This window comes from Sediminibacterium sp. FW305-C-269 (assembly GCF_058231045.1).
Genome location: NZ_JBIQXQ010000001.1, coordinates 352,843 through 371,717, shown reverse-complemented (window position 1 = coordinate 371,717; position 18,875 = coordinate 352,843). Strand labels below are relative to the sequence as shown.

The following is an 18,875-nucleotide window of genomic DNA, read 5'->3' as shown; positions in this document are numbered from 1 at the left end:
GATATATGCCAAAAACATGACAAAAATCATGTTTTTGGTTGAGCATCATCATATATCCCCCTTACTCACCGGGGTATCTTGCATTCAAATGGAATGGGAGATGTTGATGAAACAATGGGATACCAAATTACAGGAAGCATTAGACCCCACGGGTTTGTGCAACCTTATAGAAAAGGAATGCCAGCGCGATATCAGAAATTCCTGTCATAAAATAGCCGATTATTTTTCACAGGAATCCAATAAAGTCACACCAGAACCGGTTTATGAACTGGTTCAACTACTTTTCGTCAAGCTCCAGGACGAGCTGGATCACCTGTTCCTGAAAGAAAACGGTATTATTTTCCCTGCCATCAAAAACGGGGGGCCGGCTTATATCATTCCTCCAAAAATTCCTGAAAATATTCACCAGACACAGCAGGTTATGATTAACTTGTTACTCAAACTCAGGCAACTGCTGAACAATTATGTGGTGCAGCCCAGCTGGTGTAAAGAATGGAAGGCCTGTGTCAATGAACTGTTTTTCCTGGAAAGACAGATTCATCAGTGGATTTATATTGAACAGAGCCTGTTATATCCCTCTATCAGTAGCAAAACTCAACCGGCAGAATAGACATGAGTAAACCCACCACTTCTCCTGCCACACCCAGGTGTTATCATTGTGGCGAAGACTGCCATGAGGAAGTGCTTCATGCGCACGACAAGGATTTCTGCTGCAGCGGCTGCCAGATGGTATACGAGATCCTGAACCAGAATGGTATGTGCGATTATTATACGATCAGTAATAATCCGGGTACCAGCCGCAGGACAAAATTTCGCGAGGATAAGTTCGCTTTCCTGGACGACGAAAAAATAGCCGATTCTCTTATCCATTTCAAGAACGATGCGCAGAGCCATATCAGTTTTTACGTACCTCAGATACACTGCAGCAGCTGTTTATGGCTGTTGGAGAACCTGCACCGCCTGGAGCCGGGTGTGCTGAGCAGTAAAGTGAACTTCATCAAAAAAGAAGTGGACATTGTTTTTGATCACCAGGTTTTTTCTCTTCGGAGACTGGCGGAACTGATGACCAGCATTGGTTATGAACCGTATATCAGTTTCAGCGATATGGGCACCAAAAAGACCCGGATTGATTCGTCAAAACTCTATAAACTTGGGGTGGCCGGCTTCTGTTTCGCCAATATCATGCTCATGAGCTTCCCGGAATATCTGGGTATTGAGGCCAAAGAAAAGAACCTGCTGCTGGTATTCCGTTATGCCAACCTGTTTCTTTCCCTGCCTGTCTTCTTTTATAGCGCCTCAGAATTCTATATCAGTGCCTGGAAAAGCCTGAAACACCGGTTTCTCAATATCGATGCTCCCATTGTATTGGCTGTCTGGGTAACTTTTGCCCGCAGCGTGTACGAAGTGCTGACCGCTACCGGCGGTGGTTATTTCGATTCCATGAGTGGTATTGTATTTTTTATGCTGGCCGGAAGGGTATTGCAGGATAAGACCTACCAGCAACTGAGTTTTGAAAGGGATTATACTTCCTATTTCCCCATTGCGGTTACCCGTATCCGTGAACAAAAGCAGGAAACGGCTACCCTGCCGGATATCCGTTTGAATGATACCTTACTGATCCATAGCGAGGAACTGATACCCGCCGATGGTATTATTACCCGCGGCAAAGCACTGATTGACTATAGTTTTGTAACCGGCGAAAGTTTACCGGTTGCCAAAGAGATGGGCGAGATCGTGTATGCCGGCGGCAAACAGACCGGTGGTAACATTGAGATCCTGGTGATCAAGGAAGTGGCGCAGAGTTATCTCACCAAACTCTGGAACCGGAATGAAACACCTGTTACGGCACCGGATGATGAACGCTCTTTTGTGCACCTGCTCAGCCGTTATTTTACCATCATACTTTTCACCATAGCCGGTTCTGCGGCTGCGTGGTGGTATTTTCACGATCCATCCAGGGTGTGGACTGCGGTTACCGCCGTACTGATCGTTGCTTGTCCATGCGCCCTGTTGCTCAGCAATACCTTCACCAATGCCAATATCCTGCGCCGCCTGGGCCGCAACCATCTATACCTGAGAAATGCACAGGTAATTGAAGACATGGCGGAGGCAGACTGTATTGTATTTGATAAAACCGGAACACTTACTACGGGCCTGTACCAGGATATCCTGTACGAAGGAGAACCTTTACAGGAAAAACAGGTAAAAGCTATTGGCGCTTTGGCGGCACAGTCTACCCATCCTTTCAGTAAAGCCATAGCGGCATGGGCGGGTAACCCCACCAGGCAAGGGGTCAGCGGTTTCCGTGAGATAGCAGGGAAGGGTATTGAGGGTATTGTAGATGGTGACCTGGTTACCCTTGGTTCGGCTGCATTCGTAACCAAACAGCCACTGGAGGGAAATGATGCTTCGGTGGTGTATATTGCTATTGAGGAAGAAGTGTGGGGCCGGTTCAAATTCAGGAATCATTACCGGGATAATATTCCATCTTTATTACAAAAACTGGGTAAAAATTACCAGCTGGCCGTGTTGAGCGGCGACAATGCCGGTGAGCAGGCTTACCTGCGTAAGATATTGGGTTACGATGCCATCCTGCTGTTCAACCAGCAGCCTATGGATAAACTGGAAGCCATCAAGACATTGCAGGCGCAGGGCAGGAAAGTGATGATGATCGGGGACGGACTGAACGATGCTGGTGCTTTGCAGCAGGCAGATATCGGAATTGCCGTATCGGAAAGCAACAACAATTTTACACCCGCCAGCGATGCGATTCTTGCGGCAGAACAACTGCCATTACTGGATCGGTTCATCCGGCTGGCCAAAGCCAACAAACAGGTGGTGCTGGCAGCTTTTGTGATATCAGTCCTGTATAACCTGGTGGGACTTTTCTTTGCGGTTACAGGGGTTTTATCCCCGATGATCGCAGCCATTCTCATGCCCTGTAGCAGTATCAGTATACTTTTTGTAACTTATGGACTTAGTAACTACTTCGGCTTCAGGGAGAGATTGAAGTAGCATTTGGGAAACAGCATGACAAAAGTCATGTTCCGTATTGATGTAAATCATGATCCGGCGGGCCATGCTATGCTATTTTTACACGCGTTAAATTATGCCTATGAGCGTCATTATTCTGTTATTGGTTGCCAGCATCTCGGTTGCATCCCTGTTCCTTTTCGCTTTTATCTGGAGTGTGAAGGACGGGCAGTATGATGATGAAATAGCTCCTGCCGTACGTATTTTATTTGATGATATATCTGCTACTTCCAAACCTGAGCGGGAACTGCTTCCGGAGGAAACTGTGAAATAGGCATCTCCAACCAAAACATAAACTCCAAACCTCAAATTGATATAATGCAAGTAGAAAAGTTCTATTACGACAACAAGACCGTTAAAATGTTTGCGTATGCCACCATTGTATGGGGTGTATTAGGTATGCTGGTGGGTTTACTGGCTGCCGTGCAGATTTATCTGCCCGCGGCGAATTTTGGTTTACCCATCACCACTTTCGGCCGGGTAAGGCCCCTGCACACCAATGCGGTCATTTTTGCCTTTGTAGGAAACGGCATTTTCATGGGTGTGTATTATTCGCTGCAGCGTTTGTGTAAAGCGCGTATGTTTAGCGATGGCCTCAGTAAGATCCATTTCTGGGGCTGGCAGCTCATCATTGTGGCGGCTGCTGTTACCTTGCTGGGCGGTTACACTACCGGTAAAGAGTATGCCGAACTGGAATGGCCGATCGATATCGCCATCACCCTGGTATGGGTGATCTTCGGTATCAACATGTTCGGTACCATCCTGAAAAGAAGGGAAAGTCACCTGTATGTGGCTATCTGGTTCTACATCGCCACCTGGGTTACGGTTGCCATGCTGCATATTGTGAACTCTTTCGAGATCCCCTTCTCTCCGCTGAAAAGTTATAGCTGGTATGCCGGCGTACAGGATGCATTGGTGCAGTGGTGGTATGGTCACAACGCGGTTGCGTTCTTCCTGACCACGCCTTATCTGGGTGTCATGTACTATTTCCTGCCAAAAGCGGCAAACAGGCCTGTTTATAGCTATCGCCTGTCTATCATACACTTCTGGGCGCTGATCTTCATCTATATCTGGGCCGGACCTCACCACCTGTTATACACTGCGCTTCCTGACTGGGCCCAGAGTTTAGGTACTGTTTTCAGTATCATGCTGATTGCTCCGTCATGGGGTGGTATGCTGAACGGTCTGTTTACCCTGCGGGGTGCCTGGGATAAGGTAAGAGAAGATCCTATCCTTAAATTCATGGTGGTAGCGGTTACCTGTTACGGTATGGCCACTTTTGAAGGACCCATGTTGAGCCTGAAGAACGTAAATGCCATTTCGCACTTCACCGACTGGACCATTGCCCACGTACACGTAGGTGCGTTGGGTTGGAACGGTTTCCTCACATTCGGTGTGTTGTACTGGCTCATCCCAAGAATTTTCAATACCCCGTTATATTCCAAAAAACTGGCCACTACGCATTTCTGGATCGGCACCATCGGTATCGTACTGTATGCCATCCCGATGTACTGGGCCGGTTTTACCCAGGCAATGATGTGGAAGCAGTTTACCGATGATGGAACCCTGAAATTCCAGTTCCTCGAAACCGTTACCCATATCATCCCATTGTATGCATTGCGTAGCGTGGGTGGCCTGTTGTACCTGGTGGGTGCATGCATCATGGTATACAATATTGTGAAAACCGTGAAAGCGGGCAGCCTGGTGGCCAATGAAGAAGCAGAAGCTCCGGCATTGCCCAAAGAGATCGTTACCCATGGTAAGGAATACTGGCACAGGTGGATCGAGGCAAGACCCGTTCAAATGCTGGTGTTCAGTTTAGTGGCCGTAGCTATCGGCGGTATCCTGGAGATCATTCCGACTTTCCTCGTAAAGAGTAATATCCCCACCATCGCATCGGTAAAACCGTATACACCCTTGGAACTGCAGGGAAGAGATATTTATGTGCGTGAAGGTTGTTACCTCTGTCACTCACAAATGGTTCGTCCGTTCCGCGATGAAGTGGCCCGTTATGGGGAATACAGTAAAGCTGGTGAGTTTGTTTATGACCATCCATTCCAGTGGGGAAGTAAACGTACCGGACCGGACCTGGCCCGTATCGGTGGAAAATATCCCGACAGCTGGCACTACAACCACATGCTGGAACCCCAGAGTATGAGTCCTGGTTCTATCATGCCATCCTATAGCTGGCTGCTCGATAACCCGATCGATACCGCCATTACACCGGCCAAGATCAGGGCTATGCAGACGCTGGGTGTTCCTTATCCTGCGGGTTATGATAAAGTGGCCAATGCCGACCTGATGTCGCAGGCCAACCTGATCAGGATCAACCTGAAGCTGGATAAGATCAATACTTCGGCCAATAAGGAGATCATTGCGTTGATCGCATACCTGCAGCGCGTAGGAACCGATATCAAAGCACAACCTAAACCATTGGCGGAAAAATAGTGAATCGTGAATCGTCAGTGGTGAGTAGTGAGTAATTTATGTTTCGCCCACTCACTACTCACGATTCACAACTGACCACTCACCTAAAAAAACCTTATGAAATTTATCAACTACTTAGAAAAGATCACAGGCGTAGATATTTATGCGCTCAGTTCTTTTTCGATCTTCTTTGTGTTTTTTATCCTGATGGTATTGTGGGCCTGGAAAGCAGATAAAAAAATGATCGATGAGATCAGTCGTATGCCCTTAGAAAATTAACTAACTGAATTATGCTTAAAACACCTGATATGAAAAGATCTTCTGCAAAAAGATATAGCTGGTATGCCCTGGCAGCCCTGATGGTAATGCTCTGTGCTTTCCCATCCGGCGCATTTGCTGCCGGTCCCCCGGTACCATCTGAAATGTCCAAACCCATGGCTCAGGTCCTGATATTTGTTATCATTGGTCTGCTGCTGATCATTGCCCTACTGGCCAATGTGGTGATGGGTGCGGCCCAGTTATTCCTGCAGCGATACAAAGATGCCAAAAATGCGGTACACAGTGGCCCGGGTAAACTGCTCAGCCTGCTGGTGGTTTGTTTACTCAGCACACCCCTGTTTGCGCAGGATGCAGCTACTGCTGCAACCGTTACTGCTGCCGCAGCACCCGCCGCAGCGGATAATTATGGCGGATTATCGGCTACAGCATTTTATGCATTGATCTCCGTGATCTTTATTGAGCTGATCATTTTGTTCACGCTGCTGTATAACCTGAAATTATTGCTGGCCAAAGAAGCGGCCGCCATCTCCGTTTCCGGTGAAGTAGCCGTAAAACCTGCCTTCAGCTGGAGTGCCTGGTGGGACAAATTCAACAGCCTTCGCCCCATACATGAAGAAGCAAATATCGACCTGGGTCATGACTACGATGGTATCCGCGAACTGGATAACCGTTTGCCGCCATGGTGGTTATACGGGTTTTATATTTGTATCGTAGTGGCCGGCGTTTACCTGTACCGTTACCACGTAGCGCATACGGCCCCATTGCCCAAAGAGGAACTGCAGATAGCCATGAAAGCGGCTGAAGAACAGAAAGAAGAATACCTCAAAAAGTCTGCCAGCAAGGTAGATGAGAATACAGTAACTTACCAATCAGATGCGGCCACACTGGAAGCAGGTAAGAAGATCTTCACCACCGTTTGTGCAGCCTGTCACCTGGCAGATGGCGGCGGTTCCGTAGGTCCCAATCTTACCGATGATTACTGGATCCATGGCGGAAGCATCAAGGATATTTTTAAAACCATCAAATACGGCTGGCCCGAAAAAGGTATGAAGAGCTGGCAGGATGATTATTCTCCTGTACAGATTGCCCAGCTGGCAAGTTTTGTAAAATCATTGAAAGGTACAAAACCAGCCAAAGCCAAAGAACCGCAAGGTCCGCTGTATGAAGAGAATGCAGGAGGTGCCGCAGCTCCGGCCGCAGCAGATTCTGCAAAAACACAACAACCGGCCGCTGACAAAAAATAACAGTGGCCATCAGATAAGATGAGTGAGATAAAGCATACCAACGAACCGTTAACCGAAAGTTTCCGCGACCGGATCGCGACAGTAGATGAGAGTGGCAAACGGAAATGGATCTACGCACAGAAACCGAAAGGGAAGTTTTACAATATCCGGACCTGGTTAAGTGTACTTTATTTTATTATTTTCTTCGGGCTGCCCTTTGTGAAGATCAATGGGCGGCCTTTTTTCATGTTCAATATTCCGGAGGCGAAATTCATCCTCTTTGGCAAAATCTTCTGGCCCCAGGATTTTTTCATTTTCGGGATCACGATGCTCACTTTCGTATTCTTCATCATCCTCTTCACCGCAGCCTTCGGCCGACTGTTCTGTGGATGGGCCTGCCCCCAGACCAATTTCATGGAAATGATGTTCCGTAAAGTGGAGTTCTGGATCCTGGGCGATGCTGCTGCACAGAGAATGCTGAACAATGCACCCTGGACAAGCAGTAAGATCCTCAAAGTGGGGGCGAAACACCTGGTGTTTTACCTGCTTTCTTTTGTTATAGCCAATTTCTTTCTTGCTTATGTGATTGGCATGGATGAGCTGGAGAAAATCATTACGGAACCTGTAAGTCAGCATATTGTCGGTTTCTCTTCTATCCTGGTATTCAGTGCCGTATTCTATGCGGTGTATGCTTTCTTTCGCGAGCAGGCCTGCATCGTGGTATGCCCCTACGGTCGCTTGCAGAGTGTGCTGCTCGACAAGAACTCAATGATTGTAGCATACGATTACAAACGGGGGGAACCCAGGGGTAATGCCAAAAAATCGCATGATGAGAACCTGGGCGATTGTATCGATTGCCACCAGTGCGTAAAAGTTTGTCCTACCGGTATCGATATCCGTAATGGCGTTCAGATGGAATGTGTGGGCTGTACCGCCTGTATCGATGCCTGTGACAACATCATGGATAAACTGGACAGGCCCCGTGGTCTGATCCGTTATGCATCCGAGAATTCAATCGCCAATGGCGAACCGCTGCGTTATACCATCCGTATGAAACTGTATACCGGTTTGTGTGCTTTGGTATTATGCGCGCTTACCATACTGCTGCTCAGCAGAAAAGATATAGATGCCACCATCATGCGTACACCGGGTATCCTTTACCAGGAGCGTGGTACCGACAGCATCTCTAACCTCTACAATATCAAAATGGTGAACAAGACCATTGAACCTGCACAGGTTGTTGTAAAACTGGAAGAGGGTGATGGTAAGGTGGAGATCATCGGTAAGTCTTATATTGCCGTAGAAAAAGAAGGTCAGGGTGCCGGCTCCTTTTTTGTGGTACTGCCAAAATCAAGTGTGCACAGCCGTAAAACAGAAGTGAAGCTGGGCCTGTACATCGCCGACAAGAAAGTGGTTACTATGAAGACCAACTTCCTGGGTCCGGCAAACTAATTTTTAAAACTGTAACATGAACTGGGGAAATAAACTGGTGTTTGTTTTTATCGTATTTGCTTTGCTGATGGGTACACTTGTGTATAAAGCTGTCAATACGAAGTATGAACTGGTGAGTAAAGATTATTATAAAGATGAGTTACGTTACCAGGACAGGATCGATGGTAAGAATAATGTGGCAGCGTTGACCGGAAAACTGAATCTGACACAGGATGCGGAGGCCGTGATGATCAACCTGCCTGCAGAAATGAAAGGGGTGAAAATAGAAGGCGAAGCCTGGTTCTATTGTAAAACGGATGCTTCGCGCGACCGTAAAATACCGCTGCAGGTAGACACAGCCGCAAGACAGGTAATCCTGAAAAAGGAACTGGTAAAAGCAACCAGCTACGAATTGAAACTGAACTGGCAGGTAGCCGATCAGAAATATTATGTTGAGCAATCCATCCATGTTGATTAAACCATGTACACACAATTGCTGATAGCAGGTTTTCTATTAGGTGCAGTGAGTAGTTTTCACTGTGTGGGTATGTGTGGCCCCATTGCTTTTTCTTTGCCGGTGCACTATCTACCCAAAGCACAAAAGGCAATCGGTATCTTTCTCTATAATTTTGGAAGAATTACTACTTACGCGTTGCTTGGCCTTCTGTTTGGGTTTGTTGGGCGCCAGGTATACCTGGGTGGTATGCAACAGGCACTATCTGTTTTTTTAGGGGCACTGATCCTGTTTTTTTTGCTGGGCTCCCTTTTTCAGAAAAAGATCTTACGATTCCGGTGGGCTGAAAGATTCACCCAATCGCTGCAACAGTTCATTGGCCGTTATATGCAGCAGAAAAAGCTGTATGGCATGTTTGTATTAGGTCTTGCCAATGGTTTATTACCCTGTGGCATGGTCTATTTTGCCATAACGGGCGCTTTGGCTGCCGGATCGGTCAATGGTGGCGTTGTATTCATGGCTGCATTCGGTTTGGGCACCCTGCCCGCGATGTTTGTGCTTTCTTTTTTCGGAAGCATGATCAGTCTCTCTGCCCGCAATACCATGAAAAAAGCAGTCCCCTATGTATTGTTCACTATGGGTATTTTACTGATTCTCAGAGGACTGAATTTGAATATCCCGTATGTGAGTCCCTATCTCCAGAATCATTCCATCGACGCGGTTACCTGCCATTGAGGGTTTAACAATTTATTGATAAACCATTGACACTTTATTGTGTCTATTAAAATGAACTTTGCATCAGGCAACAGGGAATCATCATCCTGTATCTTACAAGAAGAGAGCCTGAAAGCTTTAACAGAGTTTAACAGAACAGAAAAACAAGTGGCATAGGTTTTGTGTTATTTAAAGCAGAACGCATAGATAAGTTTGCAATTTTTTCTCATAAGCAGTTAGTTTTGGTTGCGGTCCCGATTTCTATCGGGACCAATTTTTTTCTATCCCTTCCCCACGATTTTACTGCGGTTATACAGGTAAGCCAGTAAACAACCCACACTGTCGGCAAGGATATCCCAGATCTCGAAGGAACGGCTCAGCACCCAGTTCTTTTGTACAAATTCTATCAAAATCCCATACAGGATACCCGATAAGCTGATGACCAGCAGCCATCTCAATTTTTGCTGATCTGTAAGTGCGGTAGAACGAATGGGTAATGCAAATAAAAAGCAAAGCATGCCAAAGAGACCAATATGAATCCATTTATCAGCGTGGATTGTGGCCAGCCAGGGATATTTGGGAATGCGGGAGCCCGGTAAGCATAGTAGTAGAATACTCAGGGCCAGCCAGAGAAGAGCCGGAATAAAACGTTGAAAGCGCAAGGAATAAACTGTTTAGGCCAGCAAGTAAGACAATTATTTACAAATGGGATTGTTAAACAGTCGATTCTGTATCAAATAAAAAGCCGCAACCTACCTGATATAAGTTGCGGCCCTGTTGTATGATTGACAGGAAATAAAATCTTTTCGGGTGATTATCCTACCAGGGCAGCATATGCGGCACTATCCATCAGAGCCGATACAGCAGCCGGGTCAGCTACGGTGATCTTGATCATCCAGCCATCTCCGTAAGGGTCGGTATTGACCAGTTCTGGTTGTTTTTCCAGCAAAGGGTTGGCTTCTGTAACGGTTCCTTCTACAGGCAGGTACAGGTCACTAACGGTTTTTACCGCTTCTACGGTACCAAACAGGCTCTCCGATTTCAGGTTCTGGCCAATGGTGTTGATGTCTACGTATACAATATCACCCAGTTCGTGTTGCGCAAAATCGGTGATACCGATGGTGGCAGTGGTACCATCCAGGCGGATCCATTCATGGTCTTTGGTGTAGCGGACATCTGTAGGGAAATTCATAGCGTAAATTTTAGTATTGCAAATATTTAGATAAAAAATGGTTGTGAGAAATTTAATAATGGCGACCGGAACCCTGAGCCAGGAATAAAGGCCCTGATCGGCCCATTTTACCGTCCCGGTTCTCCGGTTTTTGATCCCTAAAACCCTTCCTGCTCAAAATAGAGCAATACATGGTCTTTGATAAAGTTCTCCTGTTCGGGCAGTACCATTACGGGTAATTCCTTTACCTGTTTGTAATGGGGCCATCCCTCTTCATCGGTACCCTCCAGCAGGTAGTACCCGCTCTGGCTCAGTACCCGGCACACGGCCACGTGCATCAGGTCCTGTTTCTGTTCTTTGGAGATCTTGTCCTGTATGAACCCCGTTTCCTGCATGCCGATCAGGAATAAAATGGCTTCGAGATCGGGTTTTTTACCAAATCGCTCCACCAGTTTGGCCTCCAGGGTCCACCATCTTTGCTGTAAATCGTCTGAAATAAACATATTATGGCAAAGGTAAACTACGGAAGCATGCCATCATCAACCGGCAAAAGTTATCTTTGCGGCAAATAGACCTGATTATGTTACAAGTGAGTGTATTGCGCAGCAATCCGGAAGAAGTAAAAAAAAGACTGGCGGTAAAACATTTTAATCAGCCCCAGCTGGTAGATACCATTATTGCCTTAGACGACCAACGCAAGAAATTACAGGCAGATTTTGATACCACCCAGGCCAAAGTGAACAGCGCTTCCAAGGAGATCGGTAAACTGATGGCGCAGGGTAACAAAGAAGGGGCTGAAGTCCTGAAGCAGGATGTGGCCAGCTGGAAAGCCACACTGGAACCCCTGAAAGAGCAGATGGCCAGCGTAGAAAAAGAACTGCAGGATACCATTGTTATATTACCCAACCTGCCTTCTCCCCAGGTACCCGAAGGCCGTACGCCGGAAGAGAATGTGGTGGTGAGAGAGGGAGGCGTGAAACCACAGTTGCCTGAAAAAGCAGTACCACACTGGGACCTGATCAAACAATACGACCTGGTGGATTTTGAGACCGGTGCCAAGATCACCGGTAGTGGTTTCCCATTGTACAAGGGCAAGGGAGCCAAACTGCAGCGTGCGCTGGTGCAGTATTTCCTCGATTTCAATACCACTGCCGGTTACACCGAATACCTGCCTCCTTTTATGGTCAACGAAGCCAGTGCTTTTGCTACCGGCCAGCTGCCTGATAAGGAAGGACAGATGTACCACGCCACGGCGGATAATTTTTACCTGATACCTACCGCAGAAGTGCCGGTTACCAATATTTACCGCGATACCATTCTGAAAATGGAGGAACTGCCCGTGAAGATGACCGCTTACTCACCCTGTTTCAGAAGAGAGGCGGGAAGCTTTGGCAAGGATGTGCGCGGGCTGAACCGCGTACACCAGTTTGAAAAGGTAGAGATCATCCAGATTGTTGAACCTTCTACCAGTTACGCTGTGCTGGACGAGATGGTGGCCCATGTAGAGAAACTGTTGTTATCTCTGCAACTGCCTTACCGTATCCTTCGTTTATGCGGCGGCGATATGGGTTTTACCAGTGCCATTACCTACGATTTTGAAGTGTTCAGCGCCGCCCAGGAGCGCTGGCTGGAAGTAAGCAGTGTCAGCAATTTTGAAAGTTACCAAACCAACCGCATGAAATGCCGCTACAAAGATGCGGATGGCAAAACACAGCTCACCCACTCGCTCAACGGAAGTTCATTGGCATTACCCAGGATTGTAGCCTGCCTGCTTGAGAATAACCAGACAGCCGAGGGCATTAAATTACCCGAAGTGCTGCACAGTTATTTCGGAGCTGAAAAAATCTAGGGAACAGACGAATATTGAACAAGGAACACTGAATGTTGAAGTAATTGCAATCGACATTCAGTGTTCCTTGTTCAATATTCAACATTCCTACGGTCTTATTTCTACGATTGTTCCTACAGGTAATAAACCGAATATTTCCTGGATATAGATATTTTTGGTACTGATGCACCCTTCTGTCCAGTTCTGGTATTGGTCGATCATAAAATCTTCCCGGGGCCAGGTGCCGTGTATGCCAATGCCTCCCCCGATCTGTGCGTTAGCGGGGATGAGACCTCTTGCTTTTCTTTCGTTGAATTTCCGGTAGCTATCGGCATTGGGGTAGTCGATGGCCAGGAAGGCTTTCCATTTATCATGCCTGCGTTTTAACGAGATATGGAAAATGCCTTCCGGTGTTTTACGGTCGCCCTGCATCATCTTGTCGCCCAGGTTCTTGTTGCCGAATACAACGGGGTAGGTTACGATCCGTTCGCCACTTGAATCGAAAAGATACATGAGGTATTTTTTCTTTTCTACCAGAATATAATAGGTACGGGCCGTTGCGTAACTGCTACCCGGCGGGATCTTTTTAAAAGAGGTTTGCGTAAGCGTGATCATACCCAGCACGGAGAGACACAGGCTTTTTTTCATGCGGCTTCGATTTGCTGCAACCTATACGATCGGGATGTTGTGGTATGGTTAATTCACCAAAAATTAAGTTAATGATGGGATGTTCATGCAGCGAATTGGGAAAATGCTAACCATTGCACCTGTTTCGATTCTGCTATAACGAAAGCGCCACCTGGAAAGGCGGCGCTGAATGTATAACATGAGAAATAAAACGATCCTGATCACCAGTTGCTGAATCGGATACCTACTGTATAGGGATATTGTTCAACACGGGTAACATCTTTCTGTAAACGGTTCAGGCTATAGCTTCCGTACAGGCGTACCGGCCCGAGGCCCATTTCACCGATCATTGCTATGCGCCAATTTTCAAAGTTAAAATCACCCTTGATTTTTTCTTTGCCGCGCTCTCCGCTGACCTGTTTGTTGCGGCTGTTGGTAAGGTAACCCGCACTGACGCCGGCACTGAAGCTGAAGCCCCTGCGACTGTCTGGCGTGGTGTTAATGTTCAGCATCACCGGGATGGTCAGGTATTCCACATATAATTTGTTCTTGGTGAAACTGATCGAGTCATTGAATACATAGGGCACGGGGTCTTTCCGGTAACTTAACCGGGTGTCATAGCGGAAATTATACATTTCCAGTCCCAGCCCGTATTTCAGGTTCACCACATGTTTGTACAGGTTTACCTTTTGCATGAAGAACCAGATATTCACGTTGCTGGATTTCCCGTTGATGAGTTTATAGCTGTTCTGCGTTACCGGTCCGTCTGCGGGGCGAAGGGTTCTGAAATATCCACCCGTCTGTGCGGCGGCATAGTCTGTCTGGTCGCGCATGTTGGCGAAACCAAGGTCTATGATCCACCAGTTGGTGCTGATATTGCTTCTTCTGCGCGTGCGGCGCTCGATGCTGTATTCCAGCGATCCGCGTTTTTTCTCGGTATCATCCGAAACACTGCCGGCATTTTTCTTTTTAATGATGACGAAGTTGCCCACTTTAATGGTATCTGCATTTTTTGCCGTGCTGTCTGTTTGTGCAAAGCCAATGCTGGTAACCACCAGGCAGGCTGCTGCCATGATAATCTGTTTCATATTACGATCCTTTCTGATTATTCTGATGAACGGGTATTGGTTGTAACGGGTTCTTCTTCGGTCTTGGATTTGCTGCGAAAGATACTACCGGCTTTTCTAAAAAAACCACGGAGTTTGTCTTTATTGATCTCCAGGGAACCCAGCAGTAAACTTTTTTTCTGATCGGCGGATTCCGTGTCCAGTTCGCGATAGACGGCTGGTCGGATATGATCGGTCTCGTCAGTGTCGCTGTGTTGTAAACCGGCGGGTCTTACCATATCTACATTGTCCAGTACTGCATTATCACCCGAAATACCATGTGCAACGGGCGATGTTATGCTGCCTGGGCCATTGTTTGCACCAGTGGTGATCACATCAGCATCTGTCCGCTGTATGCCGTTTGCTCTGGCAGGCTCGGTATTGACTGCCAGCAGGTCGGTTGACCGGGGGGCCGGGTCGGTCTGCTGTATAACATTGGTTACGGTCACAGGCGTTTCTGTCCGGGTGACAGCGGCCTGGTTTCCCTGATCCATTTGGGTCTCTGTTATATTACCGGTTGCAGATTGTGTAACCGGTTGTTGGGTATTCCGGCTTGCTTCGTTGCCCGATTGTTTGGCCAGCATCGGTTCATGGTTCTTCTGCTGGGGAACAACGGTCCAGAGCAGGAGTGCCAGACCGGTGAGTACTGCGGCAACAGCTATCCGCTGCCAGCTCATGTAGAGGATGCGTGGTTCTTCTCTCCGGTATAGGCTTGTTTTATCGGGAAATGCCAGCAGTTCGGGTTCCAGTTTTGTTCGTTTCAGCTGGGTGAAAGATTCCTGCAGCAAAGGATGTTGCAATACGAATCTTTCCACCTTTTCCCTGTCAGCTGCATCCAGCTCATTATCTACATACAGCAGGAACTGTTCCTGGCAATTGCTGCTATTGATCTCAGCCGATTCACTCCGGTACAATTGATCTTTGTTCCCGAATCCCCAGTCCTCGACCGGTAACTGTGATTGCTGCAGCATATCCAACTCAACTGCGAGGTCAGGATTTTCCTGCACAAACCGTTCAACGGCCAGTTTGTCTGCTGCAGACAGCTCTCTGTCTACATACAGCAGGAAAAATTCCTCGTAATTATGTTGGTTAATTGGGATCACAGATTATTTGATTGTTTGTATGATTTCTCTGATATATGATTTACTGATTGTGTTATCTAACATTTTCGGCACTTACTAAGTAATTCCGTAAGGTGAGCCTGGCCCTGTGCAGGTATACTTTCACCTGGCTTTCGTTCAGTCCCATGATTTCACCTATCTCTTCATAACTGTATCCTTCATAATCTTTCAGCATTACCAGGCTTCTTTGTGTTTCATTCAGCTGGTTCAGCGCTTCCATCAATACTTTCTTCAGGTGGGTATTGGCGGACTGCTGCACCCGCGTATCATCCGCAAAATCCTCTTTCAGCTGGATCCGTTTGTTCTTGCGGATATGGTCGATCATCTGGTTATAGGCAACGGTGAACAGGTAGGATTTGGATTTCTCCGGTTCCACCGAATCCCTGTTGCGCCAGAGTTTCTCGAAAGCTGTCTGCACAATATCCCGTGCATCCTCTTCATGGCGAAGATTCTTCACGATGAACCGGTACACGTTATCCGCATATTGGTTCACACAGTCATTGTACGCTTTCTCGGTCATAAACAGCAGGGAATAGCTTGGGTTTGTTTGCCTTGTTTGGTAGTTATACGTGCCTGGCGGTATTATGTTACAGTACAAAGAAAAAAAATCCCGCAAGGGTTACGCGGGATCGGTTGTATCAATTGTTGGATACGATCAGGTGATTGACAGGTGTTTCCCATACCTCCTGCCCAGGGTTGGTTACGGTTTTGGGGGCTTTACAGCAGCTCGCCTTCCTTTCGCAGGCCAGGTTGGATGCAAAGGAATGTATGAGCAGAAAAGCCATAAAAACCGTGATCGATACGATCGTTACCGTAAGCAGCAGGGCAGGTCTTGGTTTCATACAGGGATATTTGTATGCGAAAATACCTTAATCTGTATGCCCGGGGTTCAACAAAACGTTAAATCAGCCTAGTAATCGATCACCTGCTCCTGTATAGCTTCGGGGATGGCCCTGAATTCATACTGCTGGCTTCGTAACTGGGGTTCAAAACCGGCTTCGCGGATGGCATCCTGCATGGTCTTGTAGGTAAACCGGTGTGGTGCACCGGCGGCGCTTACTACGTTTTCCTCGATCATGATGCTTCCGAAATCATTGGCACCTGCATGCAGGCAGATCTGGGCGGTCTGTTTGCCCACGGTAAGCCAGCTGGCCTGGATATTCTTGATATTCGGCAGCATGATACGGCTGATGGCGATCATACGGATGTATTCGTCCGGTGTGGTCAGGTTATGTACGCCCCTGATCCTGGCCAGTAAGGTATCCACATCCTGGAAGGTCCAGGGGATGAATGCCAGGAAACCCTTGGCATGCTCAGGTTTCATACTCTGTACTTCACGGATGCGGGTAAGGTGTATGAAACGTTCTTCCAGGGTTTCCACATGACCAAACATCATGGTGGCACTGGTGGTGATATTCAGTTTGTGTGCTTCGTGCATGACTGCCAGCCACTCATCGGCACCGCATTTTCCCTTGGAGATCAGGCGGCGTACCCTGTCAACCAGTATCTCGGCCCCCGCTCCGGGTAAGGAGTCAAGCCCCGCTTCCTGCAAGGCTTTCAGCGTATCATGGTGACTCATCTTCTCCAGCTTGCTGATATGTGCCACTTCGGGTGGTCCGAGTGCATGCAGTTTAATGGTTGGGAACTCCTGTTTGATGGCACGGAAGGTGTTGGTATAGAAGTCGAGCCCCAGTTCGGGGTGATGTCCCCCCTGCAACAACAACTGGTCGCCACCGTATTTCAGGGTTTCTGAGATCTTCTTGCGGTAGGTGTCCATATCAGTGATATAGGCTTCCGCATGACCCGGCACCCGGTAAAAATTACAAAACTTGCAGTTGGCGATGCAAACATTGGTGGTATTGACATTACGGTCTATCTGCCAGGTCACTTTGTTGTAAGGCACCTGTATTTTCCGCATTTCATCGGCTACATACATCAGTTCGGTAAGAGGGGCCTGTTCAAAAAGGAACATGCCTTCTTCTATACTCAGGAATTCAAATTGAAGGGCTTTTTGGTAGAGGTCGGCTAATTGCATATTCAACACTTTATAAAGAAGGCACAAAGATACCGGGATAGGTTGGATTGGCACCGTTTCGAAAACCAAATATTTACGTCATGCATTAGCGCCGTTTATCTGTGTAAGGGGCAACCTCGTACAGAATAAGGCCGTATGATCGTCAAATCGGCGTATTTTCAAGGAGCATGAAACGGATCTGCTTTGCTTTTGCCATGGTTTGCCTGGCTGTATCAGGCACTGCACAGGAGGAATTTGTTCTTCCTGAGGCAAAACTGCTGACCAGATTCCCCTTTACGCAGCTCAGTGGTGGCATTGTGATCGTAAGAGCCCTGATTGATCACTATAAGGACTCCCTCAACTTCGTATTTGATACGGGTAGCGGAGGTATTTCAATGGATTCCACTACGGTGAGTGAAATGAAATTGCCTACGGTAAAATCGGAAAAGACGATCCGCGGGATCGCCGGTATCAAGAATGTGGATTTCACCATGAATCATACCTTGATATTGGGTACACTGGAAACACAGCATCTCGACTTTCATATCAACGATTATGAACTGCTTACCAGCGTGTATGGTGTCCGTATCGACGGTATCATCGGGTATAGCTTTCTGCGCAGGTACATTGTAAGGCTGGATTATGATAACATGTTCATCGAAGTGTATACCCCCGGATCTTTTAAATACCCGCGTGGCGGTTACCTGCTGAAGCCGGATTTTTCTACGTTGCCGTTGCAACCTGCAGTAATAGAAGATGAACGTACCATCATCAGCCGATTCATCTTTGATACCGGTGCCGGTCTGAGTTTCCTGCTGTCAAAGGATTTTGTAGATGATAGCCTGGTATTCCGGAAAAAACGGAAATTTTATCCCACACAGGCAGAAGGATTGGGAGGGAAAAGACAGATGATGGTCTCGGTGGTGAAAGAAATAAAACTGGGCCCTTATAAGTTCAAACGGGTACCTGTTCATGTTTTTGAAGATGAGTATAATGTAACTTCTTATCCTTTATTGGGAGGGCTGATCGGCAATGATATCCTGCGGCGGTTTAATGTGATTCTGAACTATCCGGAACAGCGTATTCATATCAAACCGAATACCCATTACAACGAGAGTTTTGATTATTCCTATACCGGATTGGGTATTTACCTGATAGATGGGGAGATCAGGGTTGTAGATGTGATACCCGGTTCACCGGGAGATAAAGCCGGATTTTTACCCGACGATGTCATCTTTTCTGTGGAAACCAATGCTTCTAAAAATATCCAGGTATACAAAAACCTTTTCCAGAACAGTATTGGTAAGATGAAAGTGATCGTTTTCCGAAACCAGAAACCGCTGGTACTCACCATCGATATAAAGGACATCAGACGCTAGGGAACAGAACAGACGAATATTGAGCAGGGAATGTTGAATTATGATCGGAGGGTATATAACTCATAATT

20 protein-coding genes are annotated in these 18,875 nt (G+C 47.2%); 11 read left to right on the top strand and 9 right to left on the bottom strand.

Annotated elements, in window-relative coordinates; genetic code table 11:
- Positions 1 to 100 precede the first annotated feature (100 nt).
- The 9 genes from ACH3Y6_RS01515 to ACH3Y6_RS01475 all read left to right on the top strand — a co-directional run bounded on the left by ACH3Y6_RS01515 (position 101) and on the right by ACH3Y6_RS01475 (position 9,582).
- Positions 101 to 610, top strand: a complete 510-nt coding sequence (locus ACH3Y6_RS01515; RefSeq protein ID WP_490833800.1) for a hypothetical protein — start codon at positions 101 to 103, stop codon at positions 608 to 610.
- 2 nt (positions 611 to 612) lie between these two features.
- A complete protein-coding gene (locus ACH3Y6_RS01510) occupies positions 613 to 3,015 on the top strand; it encodes a heavy metal translocating P-type ATPase (protein WP_490833799.1) in 2,403 nt (800 codons plus the stop codon).
- A 100-nt stretch (positions 3,016 to 3,115) separates the two neighbouring features.
- Positions 3,116 to 3,307 carry a cbb3-type cytochrome oxidase assembly protein CcoS gene (ccoS, locus tag ACH3Y6_RS01505; RefSeq protein WP_490833798.1) on the top strand — a complete coding sequence of 64 codons (192 nt, stop codon included), beginning with the start codon at positions 3,116 to 3,118 and terminating at the stop codon, positions 3,305 to 3,307.
- A 44-nt stretch (positions 3,308 to 3,351) separates the two neighbouring features.
- Positions 3,352 to 5,481: a cytochrome-c oxidase, cbb3-type subunit I gene (gene ccoN / locus ACH3Y6_RS01500; protein WP_490833797.1), complete on the top strand. Its 2,130-nt coding sequence runs from the start codon at positions 3,352 to 3,354 to the stop codon at positions 5,479 to 5,481.
- Between the two features lie 96 nt (positions 5,482 to 5,577).
- On the top strand, positions 5,578 to 5,739 hold the full coding sequence (locus ACH3Y6_RS01495; protein ID WP_490833796.1) for a CcoQ/FixQ family Cbb3-type cytochrome c oxidase assembly chaperone: 162 nt from the start codon (positions 5,578 to 5,580) through the stop codon (positions 5,737 to 5,739).
- A gap of 29 nt (positions 5,740 to 5,768) precedes the next feature.
- Entirely contained in the window at positions 5,769 to 6,983 is a 1,215-nt protein-coding gene (locus ACH3Y6_RS01490) for a cbb3-type cytochrome c oxidase N-terminal domain-containing protein (RefSeq protein ID WP_490833795.1), read from the top strand.
- Between the two features lie 18 nt (positions 6,984 to 7,001).
- Positions 7,002 to 8,414 carry a cytochrome c oxidase accessory protein CcoG gene (gene ccoG, locus ACH3Y6_RS01485; protein WP_490833794.1) on the top strand — a complete coding sequence of 471 codons (1,413 nt, stop codon included), beginning with the start codon at positions 7,002 to 7,004 and terminating at the stop codon, positions 8,412 to 8,414.
- A gap of 16 nt (positions 8,415 to 8,430) precedes the next feature.
- Positions 8,431 to 8,871, top strand: a complete 441-nt coding sequence (locus ACH3Y6_RS01480; RefSeq protein ID WP_490833793.1) for a FixH family protein — start codon at positions 8,431 to 8,433, stop codon at positions 8,869 to 8,871.
- 3 nt (positions 8,872 to 8,874) lie between these two features.
- Positions 8,875 to 9,582, top strand: coding sequence for a sulfite exporter TauE/SafE family protein (locus ACH3Y6_RS01475; RefSeq protein WP_490833792.1), 708 nt, complete (start codon positions 8,875 to 8,877; stop codon positions 9,580 to 9,582).
- Positions 9,583 to 9,842: 260 nt separating this feature from the next.
- On the opposite strand, the gene ACH3Y6_RS01470 is transcribed toward ACH3Y6_RS01475, so the two are convergent.
- The 3 genes from ACH3Y6_RS01470 to ACH3Y6_RS01460 form a co-directional block, all read right to left on the bottom strand.
- Positions 9,843 to 10,223 (bottom strand): VanZ family protein, encoded by a 381-nt coding sequence (locus ACH3Y6_RS01470; RefSeq protein ID WP_490833791.1) that lies wholly within the window; start codon positions 10,221 to 10,223, stop codon positions 9,843 to 9,845.
- Positions 10,224 to 10,375: 152 nt separating this feature from the next.
- Positions 10,376 to 10,753, bottom strand: coding sequence for a glycine cleavage system protein GcvH (gene gcvH / locus ACH3Y6_RS01465; RefSeq protein WP_490833790.1), 378 nt, complete (start codon positions 10,751 to 10,753; stop codon positions 10,376 to 10,378).
- A gap of 137 nt (positions 10,754 to 10,890) precedes the next feature.
- A complete protein-coding gene (locus ACH3Y6_RS01460; RefSeq protein WP_490833789.1) occupies positions 10,891 to 11,235 on the bottom strand; it encodes a hypothetical protein in 345 nt (114 codons plus the stop codon).
- Positions 11,236 to 11,312: 77 nt separating this feature from the next.
- Between ACH3Y6_RS01460 and serS the strand changes: the two genes are divergently transcribed.
- Positions 11,313 to 12,581 (top strand): serine--tRNA ligase, encoded by a 1,269-nt coding sequence (gene serS, locus ACH3Y6_RS01455; protein WP_490833788.1) that lies wholly within the window; start codon positions 11,313 to 11,315, stop codon positions 12,579 to 12,581.
- Between the two features lie 87 nt (positions 12,582 to 12,668).
- On the opposite strand, the gene ACH3Y6_RS01450 is transcribed toward serS, so the two are convergent.
- The 6 genes from ACH3Y6_RS01450 to mqnC all read right to left on the bottom strand — a co-directional run bounded on the left by ACH3Y6_RS01450 (position 12,669) and on the right by mqnC (position 17,449).
- Positions 12,669 to 13,208, bottom strand: coding sequence for a L,D-transpeptidase family protein (locus ACH3Y6_RS01450; RefSeq protein ID WP_490833787.1), 540 nt, complete (start codon positions 13,206 to 13,208; stop codon positions 12,669 to 12,671).
- A gap of 200 nt (positions 13,209 to 13,408) precedes the next feature.
- A complete protein-coding gene (locus tag ACH3Y6_RS01445; protein ID WP_490833786.1) occupies positions 13,409 to 14,275 on the bottom strand; it encodes an outer membrane beta-barrel protein in 867 nt (288 codons plus the stop codon).
- A 17-nt stretch (positions 14,276 to 14,292) separates the two neighbouring features.
- Positions 14,293 to 15,396 carry an anti-sigma factor family protein gene (locus ACH3Y6_RS01440; protein WP_490833785.1) on the bottom strand — a complete coding sequence of 368 codons (1,104 nt, stop codon included), beginning with the start codon at positions 15,394 to 15,396 and terminating at the stop codon, positions 14,293 to 14,295.
- Between the two features lie 52 nt (positions 15,397 to 15,448).
- Positions 15,449 to 15,934: an RNA polymerase sigma factor gene (locus ACH3Y6_RS01435; protein WP_490833784.1), complete on the bottom strand. Its 486-nt coding sequence runs from the start codon at positions 15,932 to 15,934 to the stop codon at positions 15,449 to 15,451.
- A gap of 118 nt (positions 15,935 to 16,052) precedes the next feature.
- Entirely contained in the window at positions 16,053 to 16,256 is a 204-nt protein-coding gene (locus tag ACH3Y6_RS01430) for a hypothetical protein (RefSeq protein ID WP_490833783.1), read from the bottom strand.
- Positions 16,257 to 16,324: 68 nt separating this feature from the next.
- Complete coding sequence (gene mqnC, locus ACH3Y6_RS01425) at positions 16,325 to 17,449, bottom strand: cyclic dehypoxanthinyl futalosine synthase (protein ID WP_490833782.1); 1,125 nt, start codon at positions 17,447 to 17,449, stop codon at positions 16,325 to 16,327.
- Between the two features lie 167 nt (positions 17,450 to 17,616).
- Between mqnC and ACH3Y6_RS01420 the strand changes: the two genes are divergently transcribed.
- Entirely contained in the window at positions 17,617 to 18,807 is a 1,191-nt protein-coding gene (locus ACH3Y6_RS01420; protein ID WP_490833781.1) for an aspartyl protease family protein, read from the top strand.
- Positions 18,808 to 18,875: the final 68 nt, after the last annotated feature.